Origin of the sequence: Jannaschia sp. R86511, from assembly GCF_042466345.1 — a bacterium.
Taxonomy (GTDB): domain Bacteria; phylum Actinomycetota; class Actinomycetes; order Actinomycetales; family JBBAYJ01; genus Aquipuribacter.
On the sequence record NZ_JAXHCD010000001.1, the window covers coordinates 2,789,875 to 2,806,418 of the forward strand.

Annotated in this window: 14 protein-coding genes; 4 read left to right on the forward strand and 10 right to left on the reverse strand. The window is 74.1% G+C overall.

The window, feature by feature from the left end; all coding sequences use genetic code 11:
• Positions 1-9 precede the first annotated feature (9 nt).
• The 4 genes from SJY06_RS13110 to SJY06_RS13125 form a co-directional block, all read right to left on the reverse strand.
• Positions 10-2,088, reverse strand: a complete 2,079-nt coding sequence (locus SJY06_RS13110; protein ID WP_380167980.1) for a hypothetical protein — start codon at positions 2,086-2,088, stop codon at positions 10-12.
• Positions 2,089-2,200: 112 nt separating this feature from the next.
• Positions 2,201-3,103, reverse strand: coding sequence for an oxygenase MpaB family protein (locus SJY06_RS13115; RefSeq protein WP_380167981.1), 903 nt, complete (start codon positions 3,101-3,103; stop codon positions 2,201-2,203).
• A gap of 91 nt (positions 3,104-3,194) precedes the next feature.
• Positions 3,195-4,610, reverse strand: coding sequence for a dicarboxylate/amino acid:cation symporter (locus SJY06_RS13120; protein ID WP_380167982.1), 1,416 nt, complete (start codon positions 4,608-4,610; stop codon positions 3,195-3,197).
• 52 nt (positions 4,611-4,662) lie between these two features.
• Positions 4,663-4,812, reverse strand: a complete 150-nt coding sequence (locus SJY06_RS13125) for a putative leader peptide (RefSeq protein ID WP_380167983.1) — start codon at positions 4,810-4,812, stop codon at positions 4,663-4,665.
• A 252-nt stretch (positions 4,813-5,064) separates the two neighbouring features.
• Here SJY06_RS13125 and SJY06_RS13130 point away from each other — a divergent pair, with 252 nt between their 5' ends.
• Positions 5,065-5,811 carry a hypothetical protein gene (locus SJY06_RS13130; protein ID WP_380167984.1) on the forward strand — a complete coding sequence of 249 codons (747 nt, stop codon included), beginning with the start codon at positions 5,065-5,067 and terminating at the stop codon, positions 5,809-5,811.
• A 9-nt stretch (positions 5,812-5,820) separates the two neighbouring features.
• Here the strand turns inward: SJY06_RS13130 and SJY06_RS13135 are convergent, their stop codons facing one another.
• Together SJY06_RS13135 and SJY06_RS13140 are read right to left on the reverse strand one after the other, a co-directional pair.
• Complete coding sequence (locus SJY06_RS13135) at positions 5,821-6,639, reverse strand: SDR family oxidoreductase (RefSeq protein WP_380167985.1); 819 nt, start codon at positions 6,637-6,639, stop codon at positions 5,821-5,823.
• Positions 6,636-6,821, reverse strand: coding sequence for a PspC domain-containing protein (locus SJY06_RS13140; protein WP_380167986.1), 186 nt, complete (start codon positions 6,819-6,821; stop codon positions 6,636-6,638). Before SJY06_RS13140 ends, SJY06_RS13135 begins: the two co-directional genes overlap by 4 nt.
• Positions 6,822-6,991: 170 nt before the next feature.
• Between SJY06_RS13140 and SJY06_RS13145 the strand changes: the two genes are divergently transcribed.
• Positions 6,992-7,378, forward strand: a complete 387-nt coding sequence (locus SJY06_RS13145; RefSeq protein ID WP_380167987.1) for an ATP-binding protein — start codon at positions 6,992-6,994, stop codon at positions 7,376-7,378.
• Positions 7,379-7,470: 92 nt separating this feature from the next.
• On the opposite strand, the gene SJY06_RS13150 is transcribed toward SJY06_RS13145, so the two are convergent.
• Complete coding sequence (locus tag SJY06_RS13150; RefSeq protein WP_380167988.1) at positions 7,471-9,156, reverse strand: ribonuclease J; 1,686 nt, start codon at positions 9,154-9,156, stop codon at positions 7,471-7,473.
• Between the two features lie 128 nt (positions 9,157-9,284).
• Positions 9,285-9,974 (reverse strand): SDR family oxidoreductase, encoded by a 690-nt coding sequence (locus tag SJY06_RS13155; RefSeq protein ID WP_380167989.1) that lies wholly within the window; start codon positions 9,972-9,974, stop codon positions 9,285-9,287.
• Between the two features lie 163 nt (positions 9,975-10,137).
• Here SJY06_RS13155 and SJY06_RS13160 point away from each other — a divergent pair, with 163 nt between their 5' ends.
• Both SJY06_RS13160 and SJY06_RS13165 read left to right on the forward strand, forming a co-directional pair.
• The gene (locus SJY06_RS13160) at positions 10,138-11,217 is read left to right on the forward strand and encodes a WD40/YVTN/BNR-like repeat-containing protein (RefSeq protein WP_380167990.1); all 1,080 of its coding nucleotides are present in this window, start codon (positions 10,138-10,140) and stop codon (positions 11,215-11,217) included.
• Positions 11,217-11,543 carry a MoaD/ThiS family protein gene (locus SJY06_RS13165; RefSeq protein ID WP_380167991.1) on the forward strand — a complete coding sequence of 109 codons (327 nt, stop codon included), beginning with the start codon at positions 11,217-11,219 and terminating at the stop codon, positions 11,541-11,543. Before SJY06_RS13160 ends, SJY06_RS13165 begins: the two co-directional genes overlap by 1 nt.
• A 22-nt stretch (positions 11,544-11,565) precedes the next feature.
• Here SJY06_RS13165 and SJY06_RS13170 read toward each other — a convergent pair whose 3' ends face one another.
• Positions 11,566-14,160 carry a M14 family zinc carboxypeptidase gene (locus tag SJY06_RS13170; RefSeq protein ID WP_380167992.1) on the reverse strand — a complete coding sequence of 865 codons (2,595 nt, stop codon included), beginning with the start codon at positions 14,158-14,160 and terminating at the stop codon, positions 11,566-11,568.
• A gap of 148 nt (positions 14,161-14,308) precedes the next feature.
• A complete protein-coding gene (locus tag SJY06_RS13175) occupies positions 14,309-16,450 on the reverse strand; it encodes a peptidoglycan recognition protein (protein WP_380167993.1) in 2,142 nt (713 codons plus the stop codon).
• Between the last annotated feature and the right edge of the window lie 94 nt (positions 16,451-16,544).

The window sequence follows — 16,544 nt, forward strand, 5'->3', positions numbered from 1 at the left end:
CGATCGTCGTCAGGCCGGCTGCCGCGAGGTCGGGAAGGTGGCCCGGTAGGTGGGGTGCCCGCGGAGCCCCGACAGCTGGGGGTCGTGCCTTCGCCAGGCGCGTAGCGCGGGTGCGACCGAGGCCAGCTCGAGGTGCCGCACCGCGGCGGTCACCTCCGTGTCGTGGAGGCTGCCGTCCTTGCGTTCCGCCTCGGTCACGACCGACGCGTAGTAGCAGCCCAGGGCGTAGTTGGCCGCGGGGCCGAGGTTCTCCGGGTGGGGGTGCCCGGCGACGCTCCCCGGCCTGGGGTGCAGCTCGAAGGCCGCGAGCGACATCACCAGGTACCGCGCGGTGCGACGCATCTCCGACCACTGCACCGGCTGGGGCCCCGAGTGGTCGACGGGGCGGTCGGCCTCGTCCAGCAGCTCTCGGGCCCGTTCCGCCAGGCCGTCCGTGTCGTGGGCGTCCAGGCACCGCAGGTTGATGCCGACGGCCACCCGGGAGAACAGCAGCCGCAGGCGCAGGGCCGCCTCCTTCCGGTCCAGGCGGCCCGGGGCCACCGCGGCGGACCGGGCGGGCGCACCTTCCTCGTCCCATGGTCCGAGCAGGTCGTCCAGCAGGCTGCGGTAGCGCTGCAGGGTGGGGGCGTCCACCGCGTCGCGGTACAGGGCGTGCCAGTAGCTGGTGCGGGCCAGCAGGTTGCCCGGGTCGATCTCGACCGCCCGCGCGAAGACCGTCCGCTGCGTATCGCGGTCGTCGTCCGCGCACAGCGCCCCCAGGAACTGCATCCCCACGCTCTGCCAGGAGACGGCCCCCGCCAGGCCGGGGTCCTGCCGCTCGCGGCCCATGGTCACCACCGCGAACGCGGCCGGGAAGGTGGCGAGGTCGACCGCGGCCCGCTCGTCGTCCGACATCACCTCGCGCAGCGGCCGCAGCAGCGTCCCGCGGTGGACGGTGTCGGTCTTGATGCGCTCGCCGTTGCGGGTCAGCACCATCGACAGCAGGTCGGCCGAGGCCACGGTCACGACGAGCAGCCACGGCGTGGGCGGCCGGGACAGCTTCCACAGCCGGTCGACGGCGGCGAGCACGGCGTTGGCGGGCAGGCTGTCCAGCGACACCGGGGCCAGGAAGCTGGCGTCGGTGCCCAGCGGCACCTCCAGCCCGCGGGGCGGCGCGGACCCGAGCCGGCCGGCGACCAGACGGATCTGCTCCGCCGAGATCCCGGAACCCTCCACCGCGCCGTCGAGCCGGATGGTCAGCCGCGTGCCGCCTCCCCACGCGGCGGCGAAGGCCGCCGCCGCGCCCAGACCCACCAGGGTTGCCGGACCCAGGGCCGGGACGGGCACCGGGTCGTTGGCGATCATGAGCACCAGCAGGGTTGAAGCCGGTACGACACCCGCTGCGGCGACTGTGAGCACCGACGCCACGACGGCGCTCGAGCCTTCGTTCCGGCTGCCGCGCCACCAGGTGGCCGACAGCACGAGCAGGACGAATGTCATCAACGCGAGGGTGCCCCAACGGTTGGTCCATTCGCCTGGCGCGATCACGACGACGTGAAGGAGCCCCGTGGCGAGGAGCCCGCTGACCAGCAGGGCCGCCCACGCGACGACGAGGAGCACCGGCGCGAACCAGCCGCGCGTCGACACCAGCCGGGCCCAGTCGTTGCCGACCAGCCGGGGCGTGAGCAGCAGCAGCCGGGCGGCCGCGAGCACGAGGGCCGACCACGCCAACAGGGCGAGGGCGGGGACCAGCCACGGCGTGACGTGGTCGTCGAGGAAGCTGGTCCAGGTGTCCTCGACCCGGTTCGCCAGCGTCGGTTCCTGGGGCGTCGTGAGCCCGATGAGCGCGTCGAGGTACTCCGTGGTGCACGCGGGGGCCGCGTCGTCCGGGGCGGCCTCGCGCAGACCGGTGATCAGGGTGACGGCGTCGTCGTGGCGCTCGTCGGCCACCAGCTGCCGGGCCCGCTCGCACCCGTCCTGCACGGTCGTCGTGGGGGTGAGGCCCGACGCCCAGGCCGGACCGGGCGGCAGCAGCAGCAGCCAGGCCACGGCGACGAGGAGCAGCCACGACGTCCGGGGGACCCGATCTCCAGCGTGCGTCCAGCCCATGGCCGACCCTCCGTCGCGGATGAGCAGACGCTACTGACCCGGTGCTCCGGCCGGCGGTGGTTCGCCGGAACCCGTGGGCGACGTCTGCGGCCGCGTCGGCCGCGCGGCCTCGTCAGGCGATGCCGAGCCGACGCCGGGCCGCGTTCTCCATCGGGCTTCGCCGGAGCGCGGGCACGACGGCCCGGACGCCCTGACCGGTCAGCCGGATGGTGCGCAGGGCGGCCGACACGGCCTGCGGCGGCACGGCCGAGGGGCCAGCGCGGAACGCGGCGGGGAACAGGGCCAGCACGGCCGGCGGCAGCGTGGCGAAGGTGATGCCGGCCAGGGTCGACCAGCCGAGCCGGGCGGGGGTGGCGAGCTCCACCACCGGCCGCAGCGGCGGGGCGAGCAGGCTGCTGATCGCCTCCTTGCCGGCGGCGTCCAGGCGCAGCACGGGCGCCATGTCCTGCATGTAGTCGGCCAGGGCGGCCTCGCTGTCGGGCACGGTCGTCGGGTCCAGCCCGACCAGCTCGGCGAAGCGGACCTGCTCGGCGAGGTAGGTGTCGGCGTCGCGGCCGGTCAGCTCCAGACCCGAGCGGCGGGCCACGTGCACGATGGAGTCCACCAGCGCGCAGTGCACCCACAGCAGCAGCTCCGGCTCGTCCAGCCGGCGCTCCCGGCCGTCGTCGGCGTCGGTGAAGCGGAAGGTCGCGTGGGCGTAGCGGACCCGGCGGGCCACGGCGTCGATCTCCGCCCGGGTGCCGAACGTCGTCAGGCCGACGTACTCCGCGGTGCGGTTGAGCCGGCCCCACCAGTCCTGCTGGTAGCCGGAGTTCTGGACGAAACCCAGCACGACGTCCGGGTGCATGGACTGCAGCATCAGGGCCCGCAGCCCGCCCATGACCAGCACCGGGTCGCCGTGCAGCCGCCAGGAGACGCTGCCCGGGCCGAACAGCCCGGGGTCGGGCACGGGGCGCGGGCCGGGCCAGGGGGAGCGGTGGGCGCTCGTCGGCCGGGGACGGGCGGGGGAGGTCATGACCCCATGCTCACCCGGGGCGGCCCGACGCACGACCCGACGCGCGACCCGGGACCACCGACGTGGTGGTCCCGGGTCGCAGCCGGTCGCCTCAGCGGCGCCCGGCCGCCGACACGGTGCGCCCGGCGGGCTCCGGGGAGCCGTCGGCCGGGGTCGGGCCGTCGGGGTCGGTGGACGTCGTCGACTCCACCACGGTCGGCTCGACCGCCTCGTCGTCGGAGAACGGGTCGGCGGCGTTGCTGCTGTTGTAGGTGTCGACGTCGAGGATGCCCTCGCGCTTGGCCACCACCGTCGGCACGAGCGCCTGACCGGCGACGTTCACCGCGGTGCGGCCCATGTCGAGGATCGGGTCCACGGCCAGCAGCAGCCCGACGCCCTCCAGCGGCAGTCCCAGGGTGGACAGCGTCAGCGTGAGCATGACCACCGCACCCGTCAGGCCCGCGGTAGCGGCGGAGCCCACGACCGACACGAACGCGATGAGCAGGTAGTCGGTCAGCCCGAGGTCGATGCCGTAGAACTGCGCGACGAAGATCGCGGCCAGCGCGGGGTAGATCGCGGCGCAGCCGTCCATCTTGGTCGTCGCACCCAGAGGCACGGCGAAGGACGAGTACGCCCGGGGGACCCCCAGGTTGCGCTCGGTGACCCGCTGCGTCACCGGCAGGGTCCCGATCGAGGACCGGGACACGAAGGCGAGCTGGATGGCCGGCCACGCCCCCGCGAAGAACCGCAGCGGGTTCAGGCCGTTGAGCCGCAGCACGACGGGGTAGAGCACGAGCAGCACGATCAGCAGCCCGACGTAGACGTCGACGACGAACACCCCGAGCGGGGCGAGGGCGTCCCAGCCGTACTGGGCCACGGCGTTGCCGAGCAGGCCGACCGTGCCGATCGGGGACAGCCGGATGATCCACCACAGGACCTTTTGGACCACGGCCAGGGCGGAGCGGGTGAAGCCCAGGAAGGGCTCGGCCGCGTGGCCGCTGCGCAGGGCGGCGATGCCGACCACGATGGCCACGACGATGATCTGCAGCACGTTGAACGACAGCCCGGTGCTGATGGCGCCGTCGTCACCGGTGGAGGACGCCGCCTCGAGGCCCAGCACGTTGGCCGGCACGATCCCGGTGAGGAAGTCCAGCCAGGACCCTGTGCGGCCCGGGTCGGTGGCGGCGGTCGCGTCGACCGAGGTGTTCAGGCCGGGGTTGGTGAGCAGGCCGATGGTCAGGCCGATGCCCACCGAGACGAGCGCCGTGATGGCGAACCACAGCAGGGTCTGACCGGCCAGGCGGGCCGCGTCGGTGACCTGCCTCAGGTTGGCGATGCTGGCCACGATGGCCAGGAACACCAGGGGCGGCACGACGGCCCGGAGCAGCGTGACGAAGGTGGACCCGATGGTGTCCAGGGTGACGGCCAGCCAGCTGGGGTCCTCGGCGGATCCCCCCATCTGGCGGGCGACGACGCCCAGGACGACACCGAGGACCAGGCCGACGAGGACCTGGACGGCGAAGGGCACGCGTGAGACGGCACGGATCATTGGGTTGGGACCTCTCGGGAGGGCGGTACGGCTACGGGCAGGACTGACGGGTCGAGCGCGGGGCTCGACCCGGACAGACGCTGCTGGCCAGCCGGCCCAGGTCCACGTGCCGACGTCGCGTCAACCACTCGCGGCGCAACGGGAGGCCGTCGCAGCGGGGGCAGGCGCAGAGGAGTCGCACGGATGGCGGCAACGTCGTCGGCGCGGTTTCATTCCCGGGCCGACCGTGGGCCCGCGCGCGGCCGGCGGGGAGGCCGTCCGGTCGGCCGTCCCCGGCGTTCGGGTACGAGGACGCTCCCCGGCTGCAGGTGGGGGTGCCGGCCGTCGATGGTCCCGGAGGACGACGACGCCGCCCCGCGGTGTCGAGCCCGCCCCGCCGGCACGCGCCGGCCGGGACCCATTCCCCGTCGAACGGGGAGACCGGAGCCGGACCGTGACCCGTCAGCTAGTCGTCAGAACCCTCGCCGCGTCCGCCCTGCTGCTGGCCGGAGCCGTGGTCGCCGTCCCCAGCGCGACCGCCGCCACCGGCAGCACCGTGCACGCCTGCATCTCGCAGTCCGACCGCTACGTGACCAACTACTTCCGTCAGCGCGTCACCGTCATCCCCGTCGGCGCCACCCGGGTGGTCCCGGCCGGCCAGGCGTGCAAGTCCTTCGAGAAGGCGACGTCCTGGGCGCTCAAGGGTGCGACCGGCGCCAAGGGGGCCACCGGGACCAAGGGCACGACCGGCGCCAAGGGTGCCACCGGCGCCAAGGGTGCGACCGGCGCGACCGGCGCCAGGGGCGCCACCGGGACGACGGGCGCCACCGGGACGACGGGCGTCGCCGGGGAGGAGGGCCCGGCCGGCCCCGAGGGCACGGCCGGACCGGAGGGTCCTCAGGGACCGGTCGGCCCCGGGGGCGCCGGCACCGGGCAGGGCACGAACTGGGCGATCGACTACCCCATGCAGTTCGACATGGACTGCGTCACGGGCGAGATCCGCCTCACGGGCGGCGACACGGCGCTGGGGATGGTCGCCGACGGCCGGCTGCTGGACGTGAACGAGTACCACCGGCTGTTCGAGGAGTACGGCTACCACCACGGCGGTGAGGACGGGCTGTTCGCGCTGCCGGACCTGTCGGCGTCGACGCCGGACGGGCTGACGGCCTCCGTCTGCGTGGACGGCTGGCGCCACCCCTGACCGTGCAGCTCAGCCGCCGTCGCTGAACTCCGGGTACGTCGTCATGCCGCCGTCGACGTACAGGGTGGTCCCCGTGACGTAGTCCGCCGCGTCGGAGGCCAGCCACAGCGCCGCGGCGGCGACGTCGTCGACCTCGCCGACCCGGCCGTAGGGGATCAGCTGCAGCAGCTCGGCCTCCGCCTCGGGCGTGGACCAGGCCTCGGTGTTGATCGGGGTCTTGATCGCGCCGGGCGAGATCGAGTTGACCCGGATCCGTCGGGGCGCCCACTCCTGAGCCAGGGTGCGCATGAGCATGTCGATGCCGCCCTTGGAGGCCGCGTAGTTGGCGTGACCCGCCCACGGGATGCGGTCGTGGACGCTGGACATGCAGATGATCGAGCCGGCGGCGCGGGCGGGTCGCTCATCGCTCTGGGCGACGAACTGCCGGGCCGCAGCCTGGCAGCACAGGAACTGCCCCGTCAGGTTCACGTCCACCACGGTGCGCCAGTCCTCGACCGACATCTCCAGCGCCGGGGCGTCCTTCTGCAGCCCGGCGTTGGCCACCAGCACGTCCAGACCACCGAGCTCGGCCACGGTGCGCTCGAACAGGTCGCCGACCTGGTCGGGGTCGCTGACGTCGGCCTTGAGCGCGACGGCGGTGCCTCCGGCCTCCGTTATCGCGCGCACGGCGTCGTCGGCGCCCTCGTCGTCGGAGCGGTAGTTGACGGCCACGGCCGCGCCGGCCCGCCCGAACGCCACGGCCACCCCCTGGCCGATGCCGCTGCTGGCCCCCGTGACCAGGACGCGGTAGCCGCTCAGGTCGGGGCCGTTCGGGTCGGGGCCGCTCACGCGGGGGCCTTCGGGATGATGATCCACAGCGCGATGTAGGCGATCTCGCCGACGCCGAACAGGCCGAAGAGGATGAAGCCGAGCCGGACGAGGAACTTGGGGATGCCGAACCGCTCGGACAGGGCGGCGCAGACGCCGGCCAGGATCTTGCCGCGGCGGGGACGGGTCAGGGTGTGAGCCATGGGGTCTGGGTACCCGCGGCACGGTGAGGCCAACCCGCCCGCCGCTGACCTCGGTCGACGCCGCCGGCCACGTTGCCGGGCCGCGGTCCCGGCCCTAACCTTCGAGCAGCGCAGCACGCCGACCCTGACCCCGCAGGGAGGCAGCCCTCGACTGCGTCGCCGAGGTGGGCATGGTCATAGCAGCGCACGAGCAGCGCCTGGCGCTGGCTCCTGACCTGTCGGCGGTCCGGACCGCCCGGTCGTTCCTGCGCTCCTGCTGCGCCGACCTGGCGCTGCCGGAGCAGCTGGTGGGTACGGCGGCCCTGCTCACCAGCGAGCTGGTCAGCAACGCGGTGCGCCACGCCGGCAGCGGGGCCCGGCTGACGGTGACCTCGCTGCCGGGCGGGGTGCGGGTCGAGGTGGCCGACACCAGTCCCGTGCGTCCGACGGCGTCGATGCCCGCGCCCGAGGCCGACCACGGTCGCGGCCTCATGTTCGTCGACCTGATGGCGACCCGGTGGGGCGTGCGCGAGGACGAGCCCGGCAAGGTCGTCTGGTTCGAGCTCGTCGCGGGCTGAGGCCCTCGACCGGCCAGGCCCACGACCGGCCAGGCCCACGACCGACCGGCCCACGACCGGCCGACCCGCGACGCGGGCCGGCCGGGCGTGCGTCAGGCGTCGACGACGACCGGGATCACCAGCGGGCTGCGGCGGTACGTGCGGTGGGCCCACTGCGACACCGTGCGGGCGATGAGCTGCTCGAGCTGGTGGGCGTCGCCGATGCCTTCCGACGCAGCCTTGGCCAGCGTCTTGCGGAGCATCGGCACCACGGCGTCGAAGGTCGTCACGTCGGCCGCGAAGCCACGCGCGATGAAGTCCGGCTCCTCGGTGAGCTCGCCGGTGTCGGTGTCGATCAGGGCGACCACGGTGATGACGCCTTCCTCGGCCAGCGTGCGGCGGTCCTTCAGCGAGGCCTCGGTGGCGCCGCCCACGTTGCCCCCGTCGACGTAGACGTAGCCCGCGCGGACCTTGCCGACGACCTTCGACACGCCCTTGACCATGTCGACGACGAAACCGTCCTCGGCGATGACCACGTTGCGCTCCGGCACGCCGGTGCGGATGGCCAGGTCGGCGTTGGCGCGCAGGTGACGCCACTCGCCGTGCACCGGCATGACACCGCGGGGCTTGATCAGGTTGTAGCAGTAGACGAGCTCGCCCGCGCTGGCGTGCCCGGACACGTGCACCTTGGCGTTGCCCTTGTGCACGACGTTGGCCCCCCAGCGGGTGAGGCCGTTGATCACCCGGTAGATGGCGTTCTCGTTGCCGGGGATGAGCGAGCTGGCCAGCAGCACCGTGTCGCCCTCGCCGATCCGGATGACGTGGTCACGGGTGGCCATCCGGGACAGGGCCGCCATCGGCTCACCCTGCGAGCCCGTGCAGACCAGGCAGATCTTGTTGTCCGGCAGCTTCTCCAGCTGCTTGAGGTCCACGACCAGGCCCTTGGGCACGTCCAGGTAGCCGAGCTCCTGGGCGATGCCCATGTTGCGGACCATGGAGCGGCCGACGAAGGCGACCTTGCGGCCGTGGGCGTGGGCGGCGTTGAGCACCTGCTGGATGCGGTGCACGTGGCTGGCGAAGCTGGACACGATGACCCGGCGGGGCGCGGTCCGGAAGACCTGCTCGATGGCGGGGTTCAGGTCCGCCTCGGCCACGGTGAACCCGGGCACCTCGGCGTTGGTGGAGTCGACGAGGAACAGGTCGACCCCCTCCTCGCCGAGCCGGGCGAAGGTCCGCAGGTCGGTGATGCGGTGGTCGAGCGGGAACTGGTCCATCTTGAAGTCGCCGGTGTGCAGCACCATGCCGGCGTCGGTGCGGATGGCCACGGCGAGGCCGTCGGGGATGGAGTGGTTGACGGCGACGAACTCCAGGTCGAAGGGCCCGAAGTCGAGCCGCTGCCCCTCCTTGACCTCCTGGGTGACCGGGGCGATCCGGTGCTCCTTGAGCTTGGCCCGGATGAACGCCAGGGTCAGCTTGGAGCCGATGACGGGGATGTCGGCGCGCTCGCGCAGCAGGTAGGGCACCCCGCCGATGTGGTCCTCGTGGCCGTGGGTCAGCACGATGCCGACGACGTCGGCCAGCCGGTCCCGGATGTAGGTGAAGTCCGGGAGGATGACGTCGACGCCGGGCTGGGTCTCCTCGGGGAACAGGACGCCGCAGTCGACGACGAGCAGCTTGCCCTTGTGCTCGAAGACCGTCATGTTGCGGCCGATCTCGCCCAGGCCGCCGAGGGCGACGATGCGCATGCCCCCGCGGGGGAGGGCCGGAGGGGTTCCGAGCTCGGGGGAGGGGTGGCTCACGGGCATGCTCCTAGGTGGTGGGACCGGGGTAGATCAGGTCGGTGGGGCGCGTCGTCGGGGGCCGCCCGTGGGCGGCCGCGCCGGGTCGCGCGACCCCAGGACCGTATCGTGCCCCGGTCCCGGGCCCGTCAGGCCGGGCCGAGGGCGCCCGAGACGGCGTCGGCCACGGCCGTCTCGCCGGCCACGCACTCCACCACCAGCCGGGCCGGTACGCGCCCGCCCTCGGCCGCGCCCAGCAGCTCCACCAGAACGGCGGCCACGTCCTCGCGCGGCACCTCGCCCGAGGGCACCGAGCGCTCCAGCCGGACGCGGCCCGTGGCGGGGTCGTCGGTCAGGCCGCCGGGGCGGAGCACCGCCGTCACCAGGGCGGAGCGGGCCAGCACGTCCTCCTCGGCGGCCAGCTTGGCCCGCAGGTAGGCGACGAACACCTCGTCGACGCCCTCCGGTGTCGCCCCGTCCCGCACGGAGTCCACGCCCATGCTCGACAGCAGCAGGTACGTCGGCACCGACGCCAGCTCGGCCGCGTCGGCCAGGAGCACCGCGGCGCCCCGGTCCACGCTGTCCTTGCGGGCGGTGCCGCTGCCCGGACCCGCGCCGGCCGCGAACACCACGGCGTCGGCGCCGCCGAGCGCGGTGGCGACCTCGCTGGTGCGGGCCTGCTCGAGGTCCACGACCACGGCGCCCGCGCCGTCGGCGGTCAGGTCCGCGACGTGGTCCGGGTTGCGCACCAGGCCCACCACCTCGTGGCCGTCCGCGACCAGGCGCCTGGTCGTGAGGCGGGCGATCGCGCCGTGCCCACCTGCGATGACGACCTTCATGCGTGTGTCCTCCTCCTGCGCGGCCCGTCCGCGGCGTCGGGACCCATCCCACCGCGCCCGCGCCGCGGGCGCGAACCGGGACCGATGAGTCCCGACCGCCGCGGGGGTCCACCCCCCGGGCCCGGTACCGCACCGGGCCGTCCACGAGCCCGCAGGAGGAGCCATGGGCACCACCGTCCTGGCCATCGGTACCCGCAAGGGGCTGTGGCTGGCCACCAGCACCGACCGGACGACCTGGCAGCTGTCGCCGCCGCACTTCCTCATGGACGAGGTGCCGGCCGTGGCCGTCGACACCCGGGGCGGGCGGACCCGGGTCCTGCTCGGCGTCCGCTCGGAGCACTGGGGCCCGACCGTGCGCCACTCCGACGACCTGGGGGCGACGTGGAGCGAGCCCGAGCAGGGCGCGATCCGCTTCGGCCCGGACGACGGGGCCGCCCTGGAGCGCGTCTGGCAGCTGCAGCCGGACCACGAGGACCGCCCCGGGGTGGTCTGGGCGGGCTGCGAGCCGATCTCGGTGTGGCGGTCCACCGACCACGGCGAGCACTTCGAGCTCGTCCGCGGCCTGTGGGACCACCCGCACCGGGAGCACTGGGGGGCCGGATACGGCGGGGCCGCCGCCCACACCGTGCTGCCGAGCCCCGTCGACGACACGGTCCACGTCGCCATGAGCACCGGCGGCGTGTACCGCAGCGACGACGCCGGGGCCACGTGGCGCCCCCGCAACCAGGGCATCTCCGCGTACTTCGTGCCCGGGCCCGCGCCGGAGTACGGCCAGTGCGTGCACAAGGTGGCCCGCGACGCCGGGGACCCGCGCCGGCTGTACGCCCAGAACCACCACGGCGTCTACCGCAGCGACGACTCCGGCGACACCTGGACGTCGATCGCCGACGGGCTGCCCGCGGACTTCGGGTTCGTCGTGCTCGCCCACCCGCGCACGGCCGGGACGCTGTGGGTGGTGCCGCTGGTCGCGGACGGCGAACGCGTCCCGCCGGGGGCGCGGCTGGCGGTGCACCGCAGCACCGACGCCGGCCGGACCTGGACGGCCCTGACCGACGGGCTGCCGGAGCGGTGCTTCAACGCGGTGCTGCGCGACGCCGCCTGCGTCGACACCGACGACCCGGCGGGGGTGTACCTGGGCACCCGCGGCGGCGACGTGTACGCCTCCAGCGGCGACGGCTTCGTGACGGTCGCCGACGGGCTGCCCGACGTGCTCAGCCTGCGGGCCGGCGTGGTCGGACCCTGATGCCGGGGGGCGGACCGGCCGCCACGACCGGGCCCGACCGGGACGGCGTCCGGCTGCGCGTGCCCCGGGCGCTGGCCGGCGACGTCGGCGGCGGGCGCGAGGTGGTGCTGCCCGCGCCGGCCGGTGGCGACCTGCGGGCGCTGCTGGGCGAGGTCGACGCCGCCCACCCGGCGCTGGGCCGACGGCTGCGCGACGAGACCGGTCGGCTGCGCCGTTTCGTCAACGTCTACGTCGACGGGGTGGACGTGAGACGCGACGACGGCCTGGCCACCCCGGTGCGGGGCGGCCAGACCGTCGAGGTGATCCAGTCGGTGGCCGGGGGCTGAGCCCCGGCCACCGACCTGCGGGTCAGTCCTGCCAGAGCGCCTCGGCGACCTGGGTGAACATGCCCTCGGGGTGGCCGCGGTACAGCGGCTCCGTGCCGAACAGGGTCACCTGGGCGCCGCGGGCGGTGCCGCTGACGACCACGGGCTGACCCGCGGCCGCCTCCTGACCGATCCAGTGCCCGGCCAGGAAGAAGTCCCCGCCGGCCAGGCGCTGGTCGACCCGGACCCCGGCACCCACCGTGCTGAACCAGCGCGGCGAGCTGACGAACGACTCCTCGATGGCGTCGCCCGTGACGGGCGAGGCGGGGTCGTTGACGACCGCCGCGATGCCGTTGGCGTCGCCCCGACCGGCCGTGGCGGTGACCGGGAGCAGGGCGGCGCGCGAGTTGAAGGTCACGCCGCTGGAACCCCGTCCGACGACCGCGTGGCCCTCGGCGAGCCACGCCTCGAAGGCCGCAGCGGCCTCGGGGGTGAACGACAGCGGGTTCAGCGCCGTGGACGACACGTACATCGCGTCCAGGTCGTCGAACGACACGGTGCCGTCGTTGACGGCGGCCGTGCTGACGACCGTGACCTGGAAGCCCATCCGGCGCAGCGCGAACAGCTCGTCGGCGGGGCCGGAGAAACCGACCTGCCGCGCGTCGACCGGCTCCGCCGCGGGCAGCTGCCCGGGCCGGACGGCCGTGAAGTCGACCCCGAGGTCGCCGGCGACGGCCCGGACCACGGCGTAGTCGGCCAGCACCACGAACTCGCCGCTCGGGGTGCGCGAGACCGCGACGCCCTCCGCCTGCAGCCGGTTGACCGCCTGCACCCCGGCGACGCTGTCGACGTCCAGGACATAGGCGGGACGGCGCCCGGTGGGGGCGCTGCCGGTGGGACCGACCTCGGACACCTCCGCGAGCCGGTTGCCGGGCAGGTCACCGTCCTCGACGGTCACCACGTCCGCGCCCCACAGCGACGCCAGGCTCCAGGCCGAGATGTCGTACATCGTCGGGTAGAAGGTCGTCACGTCGGTGCCGACGTCGAGGATGACGTTGGCCATGCCGCGCTTGGCCTGGTGCATGTCGACCACGTAGGAGCCCGCCGCGTAGCGGGTGCCGTCGATGGTCACGGGGGCCGTGGTGCGGTCCACCTCGACGTCGTTGTCCAGCAGGAACTCCACGACGCGGGCGGTCGCGGTCTCGCTGCGCTGGGCGTCACCGGCCGGCAGGACGTAGGCGCGCGGGTAGTCCTTGTCGAGGGTGCCCGTGTTGTCGATCCCACGCTCCGGGTCGACGCCGAGCTCGAGCGCCAGCGGGTCGTCGATCGGGCGGGACGACTCACCGGCGGCGCCGCGACGGAACAGCTCGATCTGGTCCGCGAGCAGCGTCGCCTTGTTCTCGGTGGCCCAGGCCAGGTTGGCCTGCATGGTGTCGTGGGCGATGTTGGTGTTGATCCGGGTGCGGTTGTGGCGCTCCTGCACCGACAGCTGCGTGCTGCGCGGGTTGAGCGGGAACTCGATGGTGTGGCCGATGGCGCCGTGGAACATGGCGTACATCGGGGTGAAGATCGGGGGCCAGTCGTCCCAGCCGTCCGTGTCGTCGCGGTAGGGGATGACCACCGAGTCGTAGTCGGGGTAGTACGGCAGCAGGTCGGCCGTGTTCTCGGCGACGACCTTGGCCTCCATGGCCAGCCCGTTGCGCAGGGCGTTGCGGATGTACAGGTCGTACTCGTAGTTCTCGCCGTGCGGGCCCGTGGTGGGCTCGATCAGGGTCCGGCCCACGTAGCCGTGCAGGTCGAGCATGGTCAGCGGGTCGTAGCGGATCAGCTGGTCCCGCATGACCTGGACCTCGGGCTGGGACTGGGTGATGAAGTCCCGGTTCATGTCGAAGCTGTTGGCGTTGGCGCGGGTGGCGGCGACCCGTCCGTCGGGGTTCATCGACACCACGACGGCGATGACGTTGCGGTCCAGCAGGTCGTCGGTGGTGTCGTCCTCGGCGAAGGCCAACTCGTCGAGCAGCCGGAAGGCCGCGTCGGTGCCCTCCCACTCGTTGCCGTGGATGTTGTTGTTGATGAACAGCGGGGACTTCCAGTCGTCGTACTCCCCGGCCTCCAGCGCCGCCGCCGCGGCGACGGGGTCGGCGGTGCGCAGGTCGGACAGCCGCTGCCACTCCGCCCACTCCGCGTCGGTCATCGGGTTGGTGACCACGACCATGTGCAGGTCGCGGCCCAGGGTCGACTGCCCGACGATCTCCACGCTGATGCGGGGGCTGGCCTGCAGGGCCCGCAGGCGCGGGGCGAACTCGTGGTACGGGATCAGGTTGAGCGGGATCGAGGCGTCCGCGGGGTTGACCGGCACGTCGACGATGACGTCGTTGCGCGGCTTGCCGGGCAGCTGGCCCGCCGCCGCGGCAGCGAGGGCGGTCGACTGCGGCGCGGCGCTGCGGGCCGCGGTCGCGGGCCCGGCCTGACGGGCGGCCGCGCGCTGCGCGACCGGTGGCGCGACGGTGCCGCGGTCCTCGGCGACACGCGTGCTGGGGGACTCCTCGGGTTCGGCGGGGGCCGCGCTGGCGGCGGGGACGAGCGAGAGCGCGAGTGCGGACGCGACAGCGGCCGGCACCCAACGGCGTCGGTTCATCGGGACCTTTCCGGGACGGAGCCCGGCGGCGGCGGCGCCGCCGGGGGCAGGGGCGGGGGTCCCGGCTCACTATGGTCCGAACGGGTGACGCCGACAAGGGTTGCGTGACCAACCGGTCGGGAATTGACACCGCGGTTACACGACCGACTCAGCCCAGCTGCTTCATGCCCCCCGTGGTCGTCGCGTCCAGCAGCAGCATCCGGCCCGAGGCCGCGTTGTGCACCACCACCTCGTCCCCGGTGGTGCCGTCGACCTCGAGGGCCTGCACGGTCGTCCACCCGGTGCTCCAGGCGTGGCTGGCCAGCGACCTGGCCTTGCCGTCGGCGGCGAGGTCGAGGACCAGGGCGCGGCCGGTGCGGCCGTCGTAGGTGAGCAGCTCGGAGCGCGCGCTGCGGTCGACCTCGACGGCGGTGACGACGCTCAGGCCCTTGGCCCAGGTGTGCTGGGCGATCGTGCGGCTGCTGCTGCCGTTGCCGAGGTCCACCAGCAGGTGGCGCCCGCCGGTCGCGGAGTAGACCGAGACCTCCGAGCCCGCGGTGCCGTCGGCCTCCACGGCGGACACGTGGGTCCAGCCCTTCGACCAGGTGCCGCGGTGGATGTTGCGCAGGCTGCCGTCGACGGCCAGCTTGACCACCGCGTAGGCACCGGTCGCCTTGTTGTACAGCAGCAGCTCCGAGCCGGCGCGGCCGTCGACCTCGACCTGGACCACGCTCGTCCAGCCGCGGGACCAGGTGCGGTCCAGCAGCATGGGGGTGGCCCCGGCCGTGGTGGTGTCGACCGCGACCGCACGGCCCGTGCCGGCGTTGTACAGCAGGACCTCGTGACCGGCGGTGCCGTCGAGCTCGAGGGGTACGACGTGCCCCCAGCCCAGCGTCCAGGTGGAACGGGAGCGGGCCGTGACCTTGCCCTTGGTGGTGGTGTCCAGCACGGTGCGGGCGCCGGACCCGGAGGGGGCGTAGGCGAGCAGCTCGGCGCCCGTGGTGCGGTCGACCTCCAGCGGGACGACCATGCTGCCGCGCAGCTCGGCCGCGGTGACCGGCGAGCTGGTGGGTGGGGGCGTCGGCGTCGGCGTCGGCGTGGGGGTCGGGGTGGGCGTCGGGGTCGGGGCGGGGGCCGTCGCGGCCTTGGCCGCGGCCCGGATCGTCGGCATCTTGGCCACGAGGTTCACCCCGGGGCAGGCGGTGGAGCCGACGTCGCGGTGGGCGAAGACGGTGGGCAGGCTGACCGAGCGGCCCGCCGGGTAGCGAGAGGTCGACCCGCCCGCCGAGGTCAGCGTCACCGAACCGGTGGGGTTGCGGCCGGTCAGCGACAGCTTCCAGCCGATGACGTCGCCGATGGCCTCGACCATGGCCTGCGGCGCGGCGGCGGTCTCGTAGTTGCCCATGGCGGACACGCCGAAGGTCCGGTCGTTGAACCCGCCGGCGTGGGCGCCCCGGACGGCCCGGGTGATGCCGCCGTAGCGGCCCTCGTAGACCGTGCCGAACCGGTCGACCAGGAAGTTGTAGCCGACGTCGCACCAGCCCAGCGTGCCCGTGTGGTAGGCGTAGATGCCGCGCACGATGCCCGGGCTCTCGGAGCGGCTGTAGCCGTTGGTCCCCGCCGTGTGGTGGACCGTGGCGGCCAGCACGGTGCTGGAGTAGCTGGGCGAGCAGCGCCGGCGGGACTCGTCCGCGCCCCAGGACGCACGGCTCACGATCGCCGGGGTGCCGGCGGCGGCACCCGACAGCGGCTCGGTGCTCACGGCGTCGTCGGCGGGGCTCGTCCCGGGGTCGATGACCACGGCCGACATGCCGTCGGGCAGGGCGCCGTCGGTCCCGGCCACCCGCACCTGCAGCGCGTCGGCGGACGGGGTGACCAGCGGCTCGGTCGACCCGACGTGGGCCGCCAGCGCGGCTTCCTCCGTCCCGGGGTGGGGCGCGGCGTCGTTGGTGTCCAGCGGGGTCCACGCCGTCCAGCCGTCGGTCTCGCGCACGCGGACCTCGACCTGGACGTCGGGGTCGGCCCCCTCGTCCCAGGTGACGCCCATGACGGTGAAGTCCTGGGTGGGCACCGGCTGCGTCAGCACGGCTGCGGCCTCGGACCCGGTGGCCGGCACGGCCAGCGACGCGGCGGCCGCCGACAGCGGGACGACCGACTCCGTGGCGGGCACGGCCTCGCGGGCGCCGGGGCCGGTGCCGACCACGTCGAACACGAGCAGGGCGCCTACGAGGCTGACGGCACAGGTGCTGGCCAGGGCACGACGCATCAGGGGGACCTCCAGGAGGCGCCCGACGTGGCCGGTCCGCGTCACGCTGCCTCGTTGTCGTCCCCGGTGTTCGACCTGCTCGGGACCAGGCTTGACCTGTGCCGGGGCATCCGGGGCCCGACTCGCCCGGATGGCCCCG